Here is a 14,659-nt window from a genome sequence, read left to right on the forward strand (position 1 = left end):
GAGTGAGGAAAATGATTCAACGTATTATTGCTGTGGGAAGCGCCATTGCCCATTTGGACAATCCCATTATTGCTAGCTACAAAAGCGACCCTCAAGTGGCCTGGGTAGGCATTGACCGTGGGGCGAGAGAGTTGCTCTGGGCCGGCTTACCCCTCAACCTGGCTGTGGGGGACTTTGATTCGGTGACCGCGGAGGAAAGACAAGCGATCCAAGAAGCGGCCCAGGAATGTATTGTCTTACCCAGTGAGAAGAATGATACTGATACCGAGGCTGCACTGGTGGAAATGATAAAAAATTGGCCCCAGGCTGAACATATCATTTTTTATGGCATGCTGGGTGGTCGTCTCGACCATACCCTTAATAACCTCTGGATGGCCTACCAAGACCGTTTTCAACCGGTCATCTCTCGCTTAGAATTTGTTTCCGTCACCAACACGGTTCGCTTTTTGGAGCCTGGTGACCATACCATTTATCCCTATGCAGGGATGACTTATCTTTCCTTGATCTCTATGGGGCCCGTGAGCGGGCTGACCTTAAAAGACGTCAAATACCGCTTAGAGGACTTTGCTTCTGATAACCCGCGGTCCTTTATTTCTAACGAGTTTCTCCCTGATGGATGCCCCATGTCCTTAAGCTTTACTTCTGGGCTCTTGATGGTCTTACAAACCCGGGATGCTCACTAGTTATTTGCTAAGTATTTTCTAAAAGAACTTGCAACCCAGTAACCCCTATGATAAAATATTCTAGTATGTTCAAAAAACTGTAAGAAGGGAGTTATTCAACATGGCAAAACAATGTTATTTCACAGGTCGTAAAGCAAAATCTGGAAACAACCGTTCACACGCTTTAAACAGCTCAAAACGTACCTTTAAACCAAACTTGCAAAAAGTTCGTGTGTTAGTTGATGGAAAACCTAAACGTGTTTGGGTTTCAGCTCGTGCCCTTAAATCAGGAAAAGTTCAACGTGTTTAGTCAACAAACTAACGATAGAAAATCACATTAGCCATAGAGTGTTAATCATTCTACCGCTAATGTGTTTTTTTATTATTAGCTTTTAATTTAGGCCAGAGAGTGCAATATCCGCCAAAAACTGGTACAATGGGAAAAGGATTATGATATAAGAATCTTCAAGCGTATTCATCGAAAAAATGACTCTTATTAACAAGGAGGAAAAACAATGCCTGTAAAAATGGATTCTGAATATGGCGAAATTGAAATTACTAATGACGTGATTGCTAAGGTTGTGGGAATGGCTACCACACAAAATTATGGTGTGGTCGGCATGGCCAGCAAGAACCAAATCCGTGATGGCATTTCTGAAATCTTAAAAATTGAAAATTATACCAAGGGAGTCGTTGTGCGTAGCGAGGCTGATCTGGTGATCGTCGATGTTTATATTATGGTAAACTATGGCACCAAGATCTCAGAAATTTGTCGTAACGTGCAACGCTCTGTAAAATATGATTTAGGACGGCAACTAGGCATCACTGCTAATGTAGTGAACGTCTTTGTCCAAGGCATATATACAGAGGATCAATAAGCGAAGGGAGGAAGACGCTGCATGAGTCAGTTAGTCATTGATGCATCAGAATTAAGAAACATGGTTGCCGTAGGTTGCGACAAGTTAAAGCAAGGAGCAGATTATGTCGATTCCTTAAATGTCTTTCCGGTACCTGATGGGGATACAGGAACCAATATGAACCTATCCTTTTCAGCGGGCTTAGACGGAGTCGAGAAGAACGATGGGCAAAGTGTCGAAGAAGTCGCTGATGCCCTAGCTAAGGGTTTGCTAATGGGTGCACGGGGAAATTCCGGCGTAATCCTATCCCAAATCTTTAGAGGCTTTGCTAAGGGCTGTAAGGGTCTCGAAAAGTTAGATGCCAAGGCCCTAGCTAATAGCTTTGACCAGGCGGTTAAGTCGGCCTATAAGGCAGTCATGAAGCCAGTGGAAGGAACGATCTTGACCGTGGTCCGTGAGGGAGCAGAAGCCGGTCTAGTCCAAGCTGAAAAGAGTGATGACGTCATAGAGGTTATGCGCGCTGTTTCTGAAGGCGCTAACTTGGCTTTAGAGAACACCCCTAACCTGCTTCCTGTATTAAAAGAAGTAGGCGTTGTTGATTCTGGCGGTCAGGGACTTTGCTTAATCTATGCTGGCTTCTTAGAGGCCTTGACGGGTGAAGCGGTTGCTAGTTTCCATACCAATGTGGAAAATACTGACCTCACGGAATTAGCCCATGAAGAAAATTACTATAATACTTCCCATTCCGTGTCTTCAGAAGATATCAAATTCGGCTTCTGTACCGAAATTATGGTGGCTTTAGGTCAAGGCTCAGAAGACTATGAAGACTTTGACTATGAGACTTTTCGAAATTACCTAAGTGAACGCGGGGATTCCTTATTAGTGGTTAATGATGATGAAGTAGTCAAGGTCCATGTCCACACTGAACGTCCTGGTGATGTCCTCAATTATGGGCAAAAATTTGGGACCTTAATCAAGGTGAAAGTGGATAATATGCGCCAGCAACATGAGGATATCTTGACCAATAAGGCCAAGTCAGCCCCTAAGGAAAAACAAGCCTACAGTATTATTGCTGTTTGTGCCGGTGAAGGCGTGAGCGAACTCTTTAAAGAGGCGGGGGCTAGCTACATCATTTCCGGTGGCCAAACCATGAATCCGTCAACGGAAGACTTTGTTAAGGCCATTGAAGCGGTTAACGCTGAAAATATCATCCTCTTACCTAACAATAAGAATATCTTTATGGCGGCTAAACAAGCAGCTGACGTTAGCGAAGTACCTACCGTGGTCTTGGAAACCGAGTCGATTACCCAAGGATTAGCAGCTTTACTTGGCTTTAACCTCAATGATGACTTAGCAAGTAATGAAAGCTCCATGAAAGAAGCCTTCCATGAAGTCAAGAGTGGGCAAGTGACCCATGCGATTCGGGACACCTCCATCTCTGGTTTAACCATCCACAAGGGTGACTATATGGGCCTCGTTGAAGGCGATATTCAAGTCTGTGATAAGGATAAGAGTCAGGCAGCCCGTAAAACAGTCCAGGCCTTAACCGATGAAGAAAGTGAATTAGTGACTTTAATCTATGGTGAAGACATCAGTGAAGAAGAGGCTAGTCAGTTAGCCGACCTTATCACTGAAGATAATGATCAATTAGAAGTTGAAGTCTATAAAGGGGACCAGCCTGTCTATAGTTACTTAATTTCTGTTGAATAGTTAAGAAACAGGCTGTCTTGCAGTCTGTTTTCTATATTTAGAAGGGTGAAAGAGAATGAGTCATATGAAAATAGGTATTTTGGATTTTATCCCTCGCGATCGTGAAATGACGGCGATCGAATCCTTTAAAAGCGCCATGAATTTATTACAATTGGCAGATGAAAAGGGACTGGCTCGTTACTGGTTTGCTGAACACCACAGTACCCCGGCACTCTTAGGGTCAAGCCCCCAAGTCACATTAGGCTACGCAGCGGCAATTACCAAGCATATCCGCCTGGGCACAGGTGGGGTGATGCTGGATAATTTAAGTGCCTATCAATTGGCTGAGAACTTTAAAGTCTTGGAATGCTTAGCCCCCCACCGGATTGAAGCGGGGGTAGGTTATAGTAATCCTAAGGAACAGGCTGACCAAAAGGAAATGGGGGGCTTTGACTTTAAGAATCCCAAACCCTATAAGGATGAATTAGTCGCCCTTTATGACTATATGCATGATCAACGGTCAGTCCACCAAGAAGGAAAAGCTCGGGCCATGCCAGTCTTATTTGACCATGAGATTCCTTATTATGTCATGGTGACCTCCACCCGCCACGTTCGCTATATTGCTGAACAAGGCTGGGGCATGCTCTTTGGTCTCTTCCTCAATCCTTCCTATGAGGAATGTAAAGAAGCCATCCGCATTTATCGCAAGTATTTTAAACCCAATGGGATTAGTAATACCCCCCATGTCATGGTGTCTCTCTATGTCATTTCGGCCTATGATGAAAATGTCTTAGAAGGCTTGGAGAAGGCCATTAATGCTTGGATACTGACCTTTAGGAGTAACAAGCGGGCCTTGTACCAACTCTTGAGTGTGGAGGAAGCGGAATTCTATCCTTTTTCTGATGAGGAGAAGGAAACCATTGACCACTACCAAGAGGCTAAATTAATCGCTAGCCCTAAAGAAATTCAGGCTAAATTTAGCCATTTGATGAAAGAATTAGACTGTGATGAATTCCTGGTGGTAAACCAATTATCTGGTTACAATTATCGCCGCGACTTAATTAATATCTTAGCGGACATCGATCTATAGTAGCCTATAGCGGGAAGGAGTAAGTTAATGTCGAGTATCACTGATCCAGTCAGCGTCTTAACTGGAGTAGGCCCGAAAAAAGCGGCCCTGTTGAAGCGTTTGAAGATTGAAAGCATTTATGATTTACTCTGTCAATTTCCTTTCCGTTATGAAGATTTGTCGGTTAAAAGTATTCAGGAATTGGCTGATAACCAAAAGGCAACCTTGAAGGGCCGTGTGGTTACTGAACCCGTGGTAAATTATTTTCGGGGACGTAAGGGCAACCGCCTCCATTTTCGTTTGCAGGTGGACCATGAAATTATCAATGTCAATTTCTTCAACCAAGCCTACCTCAAAAAGCAAATTCACAGCCAAGAAGAGATCTTGATCTATGGGACCTATGAAGCTAAGCGCCAGCAATTATTGGGAATTAAACTCATTAATTTTTCCAGTGAGGATAATGAGACTGCCTCTGTCTACCATACCACCAAGGGGCTCTCACAGTCCGCTTTAAGGCAGTTAATTAAGACAGCTCTTGACCAGTATGAAGATCAGATTCCTGAGCTAATCCCCGAAGAATTGTCAAGGCGCTACCAGTTAATTCCCCATCGCCAGGCCATTCGCTTAATGCATTTTCCAAATACTGAGTCTGATAGCCAGCATGCCCGGCGCCAGATTAAGTACCAGGAACTCTTTCTTTATAGTCTCCGTATCCAATGGCGCAAGCTCAACCAGCGCTACCAAGAAGCAGGGGTACAGATTCTCTATGACAATGACCAGCTGAAAGAATTTATCCGCTCGATTCCCTTTGAATTGACCCAGGGACAAAAAGAAGTTACTAATCAAATTTGTCGGGACCTCCTACAGCCCTATCCCATGAACCGGCTTTTGCAAGGGGACGTGGGGAGTGGGAAGACCATTGTGGCTTTAATCGCTCTAGCGGCTGCTGTATCGGCTGGCTTTCAAGGGGCCTTAATGGTACCTACCGAAATTTTAGCTGAACAGCATTTTAAAGAGGCCCAAAGTATCTACCAAGCCACAGGACTGCGCTGTGCCTTGTTAACCGGGTCTACCAAGGGCAAAGAACGCAAGCAAATCCTCGCCCAGCTGGCCCAGGGAGACCTTGACTTAATGATCGGCACCCATGCCCTCTTCCAGGAAGATGTTCATTTTAAGGACCTGGGGCTAGTCATTATCGATGAGCAGCATCGTTTTGGGGTTAAGCAGCGTCGGCAATTAATCGATAAGAATACAGACCGCCATCCCAATGTTCTCTATATGACCGCTACCCCCATTCCCCGGACCCTAGAGATTACTTTGATGGGCGATATGGAAGTTTCCAAATTAAAGGAACTCCCCGCTGGCCGTCAGCCGGTTAAGACCCTCTGGCTAAGGCCCCAGGAGGCTAGCCAGGTCGACTACCTCTTAAAGCAGGAACTAGCTAAGGGGCGACAAGCTTATATTATTTGTCCCCTGGTAGGAGAGTCAGAAAAAGTCGAGGCCCAAAACGCAGAGAAAATTTATGTTGATTACCAGGCCCGTTTTGGGGACCACTACCAGGTCGGTCTCCTTCATGGGCAGTTATCTAATGAAGAAAAAGAAGCTGTCATGCAGGCCTATAGTGAAAATACGATCCAGCTTCTGGTTGCCACGACGGTGGTTGAGGTGGGAGTCAATGTTCCCAATGCTAGCTTAATGGTTATCTTGGATGCCGACCACTTCGGTCTAGCCCAGCTCCACCAATTACGAGGTCGGGTTGGCCGGGGCCAGGCAGCCTCTTTCTGTCTCTTGTTGGCTGACCCCCATACGGAAAACGGTAAAGAACGGATGCGAATAATGACTGAGTCCAATGATGGCTTTTATTTGAGCCAGCAAGACTTAGAGTTGCGGGGAGCAGGGGACTATTTTGGAACCAAGCAAAGTGGCTTACCTGAATTCCACTTAGCCGACCCGGTCGAAGATGGTGAGATTCTGGAATATAGCCGCCAGGACGCTATTCAATTTGCTCCCTACCTCATGGAAAATGCCCAGGACTATCCCTTACTAGGCGCCTGGTTGAATCAAGTGGAAGAAGAACGTCAAGCCTGATCGAGGCTAAAGGAGTGAAGCACATGATTAAAATTGCAGTAGATGCTATGGGTGGTGACCACGCCCCTCAAGCTATCGTGGAAGGGGCCCTGGCAGCAGTCCAGACCTATTCCGATATTCAGATTCTGCTCTATGGGGACCAAGACCAAATCCAAGCCTTGCTCCCTGAGGGCGACTATCCTATTGAGATTGTCCATTGTTCTGAAAAAATTGCTGGTGATGATGAACCAGTCCGGGCCATCCGCCGCAAGAAGGATGCCTCCATGGTTGTTGCCGCTAAGGCGGTAAAGAAGGGTCAGGCTCATGCCTTGGTCTCAGCCGGTAATACGGGGGCCCTCTTAGCAGCAGGAACCTTGCTAGTCGGACGAATTAAAGGAATTGACCGTCCGGCCTTATTGGGAACCCTACCTAATTTAAGAGAATCAGGGGAATCCTTTGTCTTGGTAGATATGGGCGCTAATGCCGATGCCAAGGCCAAGCAACTTTGGGAGAATGCCTTGATGGGTAACCAATATGCCAAGGATGTCTTAGGCAAGAGTCAGCCACGGGTGGGGCTTCTGAATAATGGCTCTGAGGATACTAAGGGCAACAAAGTCACTAAAGAAGCCTTTGAATTATTGAGCCAAGAAGAACAGATCCACTTCATCGGTAATGTGGAATCCCGTGACATCTTAGCTGGGGCCTGCGATGTGGTGGTTAGTGATGGCTTTACCGGTAATGCCGTTCTAAAGGCCATTGAAGGGACAGCTAAAGAGATTCTTACATTAGTCAGTCATAGCCTCAAATCAGGGAACCTAAAAACAAAATTAGGAGCTCTATTGATAAAAAATTCCTTAAAGGAAACCCTAGGACAATTTGATATTGAAAGTGTTGGTGGAGCGACCCTGTTTGGGGTTAAAGCCCCAGTGATTAAGTGTCACGGTAACGCTAGTGCCAAGACCGTTGCTGCAACCATCGGCCAGGCCCGGCAAATTGTCAAGTCAGGCACCTATGACAGTCTGGCCCAACAAATCACTAATAAGGAAATTCAAGCAGAAGACTAGTTCTTTAGAAAGGAATTGCTTTGGGAAGGAAGACCAACTATGGAAGAGAGAAAAATTTTTGATATCATTCGAGAAATGATCAGCGAGCGATTCGGTTTGGAAGATGAGAAAATCGATAAAACCACCCACTTATCTAAGGACCTGGGGGCGGATTCCTTAGATATTGTGGAGCTGGTCATGACCTTAGAAGATTATTTCAAGGTCTCCATTCCCGATTCAACCGCAGACCATATTGAAACCTTAGAAGAATTAGTTGATGCTATCAGTTTGGCGAAAAAGAGTTAATTATTAAGGAGGAAAACCATGTTTAAAGCCATTAAGCAGCTTTTTAAAGAACAATTTGATTTGGACATTCAAGAAAAACGTCATTATCAAATTGCCTTCACCCATTCATCCTATGTGAATGAAAAACGCAAAGAAAATTTAGAAGATAATGAACGGATTGAGTTTTTAGGCGATGCCGTTTTAGAATTAACGGTGTCTAATTTCCTCTACCATTACTTTCCCCAACTGCCAGAAGGCGACTTATCTCGGATTCGGGCTTTAATTGTCTGTGAGGAAAGTTTGAGTAAACGGTGTAAGGAGTGTGGCTTTGACCAATACGTCCGTCTAGGGCACGGTGAAGAAGCCAATGGTGGTCGCGAACGTTCTTCCTTACTTTGTGATTTATTTGAAGCCGTTGTGGGAGCCTTATATCTTGATCTTGGGTTAGATGCTATTGAGAAGTTTCTAGAGCAAACCATTTATCCTAAGATCGAGAGCGGTGAATTTAAGGACCACCGAGACAATAAAACCGCCCTCCAAGAAGAACTACAAAAAGATGGTCAGATTAACCTATCTTATCGTTTGTTGAAGGAATCTGGACCCTCCCATAATAAACGTTTTGAAGTAGCGGTCTGTTTGGATGGTGAAATCATCGGGCAAGGCCAGGGGACTTCCAAGAAGCACGCTGAACAGGCGGCAGCCAAACAGGCCCTCGAGGATATACAAAAAGATAAATAAAGGACGGCAAGTGTGTGTATTTAAAAACAATTGAAATGGTCGGTTTTAAGAGCTTTGCAGAGAAAACCCGGGTTGAACTCGACCGGGGTTTTACAGCCATAGTTGGACCAAACGGTAGTGGTAAATCGAATATCACTGAAGCAGTGAAATGGGTGCTCGGTGAACAATCCGCGAAATCACTGCGGGGGAAAAGAATGGATGACGTTATTTTCTCAGGTTCACAAAGTCGACGGCAATCCCAATACGCCCAGGTTGTTTTAACTTTTGATAACAGTGACCGGGTTCTTGATATGGATAGTGATGAAGTCTCGGTCTTGAGACGCTATACCCGTTCGGGGGACAGTATCTATAAAATTAATGGCCAAAATTGCCGCTTAAAGGATATCACCCAGTTAATGATGGATACGGGAGTGGGGAAGGAATCCTTCTCTATTATTTCCCAAGGTAAGGTGGAAGAAATCTTTACCCAGCGGGCTGAAGAGCGGCGCGCTATCTTTGAAGAAGCTGCTGGGGTCATGAAGTATAAGAGTAAGAAGCAAGAAGCTGAACGTAAGCTTGACCGGTCTCAAGAGAATTTAAATCGAATTGAAGATATCTTGTCAGAAATTGAAGGGCGCTTGGACCCCCTCAAGGAGCAAAAAGAAGCAGCCGTTTCCTACCGGGATAAGAAGCAAGAGCTCAGTCAAATTGAAATTGCCCTGACTGCCGTTCAAATTGAAACCCTCAATGAACAATGGCAACTGGCTAAAAAAGATTTGGAAAGCATTCAAGCAAGCAATGAAACTAAGAAGAGGCAGCTTGACCAGGAAGAAACAGCTCTCTCCCAAGCCAAGGTTGCTGAAGAACAGTCTGATGACCGTGTCAATGATCTCAATGACAACTATGTGGTCAAGCTCCAGGCTGGGGAGAAATTGCGTAGTCAACTGCAAATGATGGAGCAGGAGCAGCGTTTTATCCAGTCTAACCGCCAAAGCCAAGAAAAAGAACAGGCCAATTTACAAGCAAAAATTGAAAAACTGAAAGCAAACTTAAAAAGTAACCAGGCTCAGCTAGATAAGTACCAAGAAACTTATCAAAGCCAAGCCGACTCCTATCAATCCCTCAAGGATCAATTAGCCGCTTTAAGTGATTATAGCGAAGAAGATTTGGAAGATTTACGTAACCAATATATCGCTTATTTACAGGAAGAGAGTCATTTATCTAATCAAATCCAGCAAAATGAGAAGGATATCCAACAAGGGCAAAAGAACCAAGAAAAATATGCTGAGAGGATCCGGTCCACTAAAAAAGAACAGGCTAAACTGGAAGACCAGCAGGAAGAATTGGACCAAGAAATTAGTCACAAAGAGCAAAGGTTAAAAGACTTGCTCCAAGAATACCAAACCCAAGTCCAGTCCTTGCAACAAGCCCAAGCCCAAGTTCAAAAGGCGACCAATGCTAACCAGACACTCAATCAAAAGCTTTTGAGAAAGCAAGCTCAATTAGATTCCTTAAAGAATTTAGAGGATAATCACGAAGGCTTTTATTACGGGGTTAAAAACGCCCTGAAATTAAAGAGTCAAAAAAGAGGGATTTTTGGGGCTATTGCGGAATTGATCGATGTGCCTGAGGACTATACCCTGGCGGTAGAAACGGCCTTAGGGGGCAGCATGCAAAATATCGTCACCCAGGATGGCCAAGTGGCCCAGGAAGTGATTACCTACTTGAAGGCCAAGAAGGCTGGGCGGGCGACCTTCCTCCCCCTGGATACTATGAAAAGTCGGCGAATCAGTGACCAGCAAGTCAGCCGGGTCCAAGCTGATCCCGCTTATATCGGCCTGTTGGTTGACTTGGTAGACTTTGACGATCAATTTCAAACCGTCATGGAAAATGTGATGGGAAATATCATTCTGGCTGAGGACTTAACCGGGGCTCGCCGTCTATCCCAGGCCCTCCATGCTCGTTACCGGATCGTCACTTTGACCGGGGACCTCGTTAATGCAGGCGGATCCTTAACCGGGGGTGCTAATAAGCGGACCCAGACCTCCCTCCTTAGTCGTAAAAATGACATCCAAAGCTTAAGCCAAGCGATTGAGTCTATGGAAGCCGCTTACCAAGAAGCAGCTAGCCGGATAGCGACCCAAGAGAAAGACCAAGATCAGATGGCCCAGGCCTTAGAAAGCTTGAAAGAAAAGGGCAGTGAAGCCCGCTATGACCTGCGCTCTAGCCAGACCGAAAGGGAGCGCTTGACTCAAGAGCTGGAGAAATTGGCTAAGGAAGTTCAAGGCCAAGACTATGAGAAAAATCTCAGCCAAGAGGATGTTGAGCAGAGTCAGGCAGACCTGGCCACCAGTCAGAAAAAACTGACTCACTTACAGGGAAAAATTCAAGCAGCCAAGGCCAAGATCGATGCTCGTTTACTCTCTGATGAAGAAAAGGGCCAACAAAAAGCCCACTTGCAAGACGAGTTTCAACAGATTGCGACTGACTTTGCGGTCACCAAGGAGCAAGTGAAGCAGGCTAAGGACCGAAAAAACAGTTTATCCGCAGAGCTCGCTGACCAGGAAAAGTCTTATCAAGAACTTGCTAACTTACTCAGCCAAGCTCTGACTAATGATAGCGACCAGGAGGAGAAGAAAAAGCATTTAGAGGCTCAATTACAAAGTTTCCAAAAGCAAAGTAAAGATATCCAGTCTCAGTTAAAAACAGCCAAAGAAGAACGCCAGAAAGCTAGTCAAAAGGTTGAAGCTGCCAATCAAATGATTAGTCAACTGAACTCAGAAATTCAAAGCAACTTACAAAGTATTGCTAAGTTAGAAGCCAGTGCCAGTCGCTATGAGGTTTCAATCGATAATCACCTGGAACAGTTGAGTGAATCATACGGTTTGACCTATGAACGGGCGCGGGCAGAAAGTCAGTTAACCATGTCGATTGACCAAGCCTCCAGCCGGGTTAAGCAATTAAAGCAGGCCATTGACAGCCTGGGACCAGTGAATATGCAGGCCATTGAGGAATATGATGAGGTCTATGAGCGTTTTTGCTTTATCGATAAACAGCGCCAAGATGCTATCGATGCTCGTGAAAATCTCTATCAAACCATTGCTGAAATGGACAGTGAAGTCTCTAGCCGCTTTAAGACTACCTTTGAAGCTATCCGCGACGCCTTTGAAAGTATTTTCCCGGCTCTCTTTGGTGGGGGGAAGGCGACCCTCAAGCTTACCGATCCCAATGACTTACTGAATACTGGGGTAGAAATCATGGCCCAACCACCAGGGAAGAAACTCCAGCTCTTGAGCTTATTATCGGGCGGTGAGCGGGCCCTTACTGCTATTGCCCTGCTCTTTGCTATTTTGGATGTCAAAACGGTGCCTTTCTCCATTCTGGATGAAGTTGAAGCCGCCTTAGATGATGCCAATGTGGCCCGCTATGGGCGCTATTTGCAAAAATTTGCTCAAAAAACTCAATTTATTGTTATTTCTCATCGTAAGGGAACCATGGAAGCCGCTAACATTCTCTATGGCGTGACCATGCAACAAGAGGGAATTTCCCAGCTGGCTTCGGTTCGTTTAGAAGACGTTGATGACCAGTTGAATTAGGAGATAATGGATTTAAAAAGTCATCAAGGCTGGGGGCGAGTCTCCCAGCTTTTTTAGTTAAGGATTTGCCGTCAGCTCACACTCTCCAAACCTGCTCCAAGAGCAGAGCAAGCGTCCACTTCACTAAAGGTCGACGAAGTCTCTTGGAGACTTCTTTCGCCCTTTAGCTCCAGTTTGCTATAGCTGTTCGAAGCGTTAGCGAGTTACAGATATAGTATGCGTAGCGGTCTTGCCTTTTGGCGCGCTTGTCACACTCTCCCCAAACCTGTTCGCTGACAAAAGTGACCTCCGCTTCAGAAATATTTGTCAATCCTTTTCAAGGATTTCCGCATATTTCTTCCAGCGTTTCACTTTTTGCCGTCAGCTCACACTCTCCTTAGTTGAGTTCGGAAGGGTAAGGGGATGTCCTTTCAGAAAAGTTGAACGATCAGCAAGCTGATCTTATCATCTTTTCTTCCAAGGAATCTCCCTCACTGATCCTTCCTCACATCCTTTCCAAAATGGGTTATTTTCTTGATCTGTGATATAATGAGAAAGAAATTTTGTAAAGTTTGCTTCGGCATGCGCTAAGGATTTATAAAGGATAGATTGCATGATTAAACTTATTGCTATTGACTTAGATGGAACCTTATTACGCGATGATAAGACCATTAGTGAAGCCAATGCTTCTACCATAAGAAGAGCGGTGGAAGCGGGGATTGAAGTGGTGATTTGCACCGGTCGTCCCATTGAAGGCATTCAATTTGCCTTGGATCGCTTTAACATGAATACTGCGAAACATTTCTCTATTACCTATAATGGTGGCTTAGTTCTACATAATGATTCCCGCGAGATTATTTCTGAAACCATTATGACGACAGCAGATGTGTTGCGGATTTATGACATGATGTATCCGCTGGGCTTGCCTATTGATGCGGTAGACATTAATACTGTCCATCGTTTGAAGTATCCCAAGGACTGGCCGGGTCACTATGACCAACAAATGCCTTTTCTTCCCTTTGTCCCTTTTGACTTGGAAGCTGTGGGTATGGACCATCATTTTTATAAAACGGTGACCAATACCCCTAAGGAACATATTGAAGACCAGCTATCAAAATTGCCGGACTGGCTTTATCAAGACTATTCCGTCATGCGTTCTCACGGCCATCAGTTGGAGGTCATGCCTAAGGGCGTGGATAAGGGACAAGGTTTGGCGGCCTTGGCCAATTATTTAAATATCGATGTTAGTGAGGTCATGGCCATTGGTGATGAAGAGAACGATAAGGCTATGTTACAATGGGCAGGAACAGCCGTTGTCATGGCTAATGGCAATGAAGCAATAAAAAAATATGCTGACTATATTACCAAATCTAATATGGACGATGGGGTTGCCCATGCCATTGAAGAATTGGTATTGAAGTCATAAGGGAGTGAAACAATTTGGGTTTATTTGACCGTATTAAACAAGCCTTTACCGGTGAAGATCCGCTAGTCGCTGAACAAGCGAAGAACCGGGAGGAAGAAGAAGAAAAGATTGTCTTTGAAAAATACGACAAAGGTGTCGAGAAAACGCGGAAAAGTTTTTCCGAGCGTATGAATGACCTCTTTGCTGGTTTTCGTGAGGTGGATGAGGAATTCTTTGATGACTTAGAAGAAGCCTTGATTACCAGTGATGTGGGCTTTGATATGACCTTAGCCCTGTCAGATGCCGTTCGTGAGGAAGTGCAAAGACGGAATGTGACCAAGGGAGAAGATGTCAAAAATACTGTGATTGAGGAAATGGTCAAGATCTATGAAAAGGGTCAGGACAGCCCAGTTTCCTTAAAGGAAAATCCCGATGGACCAACTGTGATGCTCTTTGTCGGGGTTAATGGAGTTGGAAAAACCACCACCATTGCTAAGGTGGCCCACCATTACATCAGCCAGGGCAAGAAAGTTCTCCTAGCTGCTGGAGATACCTTTCGGGCCGGAGCGGTAGAACAATTAAATACCTGGGGTCAACGGGTCGGAGCGCCGGTGGTTAGTGGTAAGGCCAATGGGGACCCTTCTGCCGTGGTTTATGACGCTGTTCATAAGGCGGTCAGTGAAGGCTATGATTATTTACTCATCGACACAGCTGGTCGTTTACAAAACAAGAAGAACCTAATGAATGAATTGGATAAGATGAACCGGGTCATTAAAAGGGAAATCCCTGACGCTCCCCATGAAACCTTACTAGTCCTGGATGCTACGACGGGACAAAATGCCTTGGTACAGGCTAAGGAATTTAACAAAACTGTTGACATTACCGGTTTAGTCCTAACCAAGTTAGATGGTACTGCTCGCGGTGGTGTTATCTTTGCCATTCGTTATGAGTTAGACCTACCAGTGAAGCTGATAGGACTAGGCGAAGGCATGGATGATTTACAACCCTTTGACGGGGAGAAATTTATTTATCAATTAGTTAAAGACGTCGTTGAAGTTTAAAAATCATGAGAGTGTGACCAGCGCGTCAAGGAGCAAGATCGCTGGAAGAAAAAGGCGTAAAAATTTTTAAGAAGAAATTGTCGCCATTTTCTGAAGCGGACGCTTGCTCTGCGCTTGAAACAGGTTTTGATATACTAGGCTGGGGAATGGGTCCCAGCCTTTTTCTGACTCCCTAATCTTAAGGGGATTTTACTGGGATCTGCATTGACTTTCCCTAAGGACTTCGGTA

General features: G+C 45.1%; 12 protein-coding genes. All 12 read left to right on the forward strand.

The window, feature by feature from the left end; translation table 11 throughout:
- Window positions 1-11 precede the first annotated feature (11 nt).
- The 12 genes from AWM73_RS02145 (at window position 12) to ftsY (ending at window position 14,430) form a co-directional block, all read left to right on the forward strand.
- The gene (locus AWM73_RS02145; protein ID WP_060777880.1) at window positions 12-683 is read left to right on the forward strand and encodes a thiamine diphosphokinase; all 672 of its coding nucleotides are present in this window, start codon (window positions 12-14) and stop codon (window positions 681-683) included.
- Window positions 684-783: 100 nt separating this feature from the next.
- Window positions 784-972: a 50S ribosomal protein L28 gene (gene rpmB, locus AWM73_RS02150; RefSeq protein ID WP_041706165.1), complete on the forward strand. Its 189-nt coding sequence runs from the start codon at window positions 784-786 to the stop codon at window positions 970-972.
- A 205-nt stretch (window positions 973-1,177) separates the two neighbouring features.
- Window positions 1,178-1,540, forward strand: coding sequence for an Asp23/Gls24 family envelope stress response protein (locus AWM73_RS02155; protein ID WP_013668911.1), 363 nt, complete (start codon window positions 1,178-1,180; stop codon window positions 1,538-1,540).
- A 21-nt stretch (window positions 1,541-1,561) separates the two neighbouring features.
- Window positions 1,562-3,229 carry a DAK2 domain-containing protein gene (locus AWM73_RS02160; protein WP_060777881.1) on the forward strand — a complete coding sequence of 556 codons (1,668 nt, stop codon included), beginning with the start codon at window positions 1,562-1,564 and terminating at the stop codon, window positions 3,227-3,229.
- A gap of 64 nt (window positions 3,230-3,293) precedes the next feature.
- Window positions 3,294-4,298 carry an MsnO8 family LLM class oxidoreductase gene (locus AWM73_RS02165; RefSeq protein WP_060785021.1) on the forward strand — a complete coding sequence of 335 codons (1,005 nt, stop codon included), beginning with the start codon at window positions 3,294-3,296 and terminating at the stop codon, window positions 4,296-4,298.
- A 27-nt stretch (window positions 4,299-4,325) separates the two neighbouring features.
- Window positions 4,326-6,365: an ATP-dependent DNA helicase RecG gene (gene recG, locus AWM73_RS02170; RefSeq protein ID WP_060777883.1), complete on the forward strand. Its 2,040-nt coding sequence runs from the start codon at window positions 4,326-4,328 to the stop codon at window positions 6,363-6,365.
- Window positions 6,366-6,388: 23 nt separating this feature from the next.
- Window positions 6,389-7,408 (forward strand): phosphate acyltransferase PlsX, encoded by a 1,020-nt coding sequence (gene plsX / locus AWM73_RS02175; protein ID WP_060777884.1) that lies wholly within the window; start codon window positions 6,389-6,391, stop codon window positions 7,406-7,408.
- Window positions 7,409-7,447: 39 nt separating this feature from the next.
- Window positions 7,448-7,693: an acyl carrier protein gene (gene acpP, locus AWM73_RS02180; protein WP_060777885.1), complete on the forward strand. Its 246-nt coding sequence runs from the start codon at window positions 7,448-7,450 to the stop codon at window positions 7,691-7,693.
- A gap of 18 nt (window positions 7,694-7,711) precedes the next feature.
- Complete coding sequence (gene rnc / locus AWM73_RS02185) at window positions 7,712-8,410, forward strand: ribonuclease III (protein WP_060777886.1); 699 nt, start codon at window positions 7,712-7,714, stop codon at window positions 8,408-8,410.
- A 14-nt stretch (window positions 8,411-8,424) separates the two neighbouring features.
- On the forward strand, window positions 8,425-11,985 hold the full coding sequence (smc, locus tag AWM73_RS02190; protein WP_060777887.1) for a chromosome segregation protein SMC: 3,561 nt from the start codon (window positions 8,425-8,427) through the stop codon (window positions 11,983-11,985).
- A 592-nt stretch (window positions 11,986-12,577) separates the two neighbouring features.
- Window positions 12,578-13,390 (forward strand): Cof-type HAD-IIB family hydrolase, encoded by an 813-nt coding sequence (locus AWM73_RS02195; protein WP_060777888.1) that lies wholly within the window; start codon window positions 12,578-12,580, stop codon window positions 13,388-13,390.
- Window positions 13,391-13,404: 14 nt separating this feature from the next.
- Window positions 13,405-14,430: a signal recognition particle-docking protein FtsY gene (gene ftsY, locus AWM73_RS02200; RefSeq protein ID WP_060777889.1), complete on the forward strand. Its 1,026-nt coding sequence runs from the start codon at window positions 13,405-13,407 to the stop codon at window positions 14,428-14,430.
- Window positions 14,431-14,659 lie beyond the last annotated feature (229 nt).

This window comes from Aerococcus urinae (assembly GCF_001543175.1).
GTDB classification, from domain to species: domain Bacteria; phylum Bacillota; class Bacilli; order Lactobacillales; family Aerococcaceae; genus Aerococcus; species Aerococcus urinae.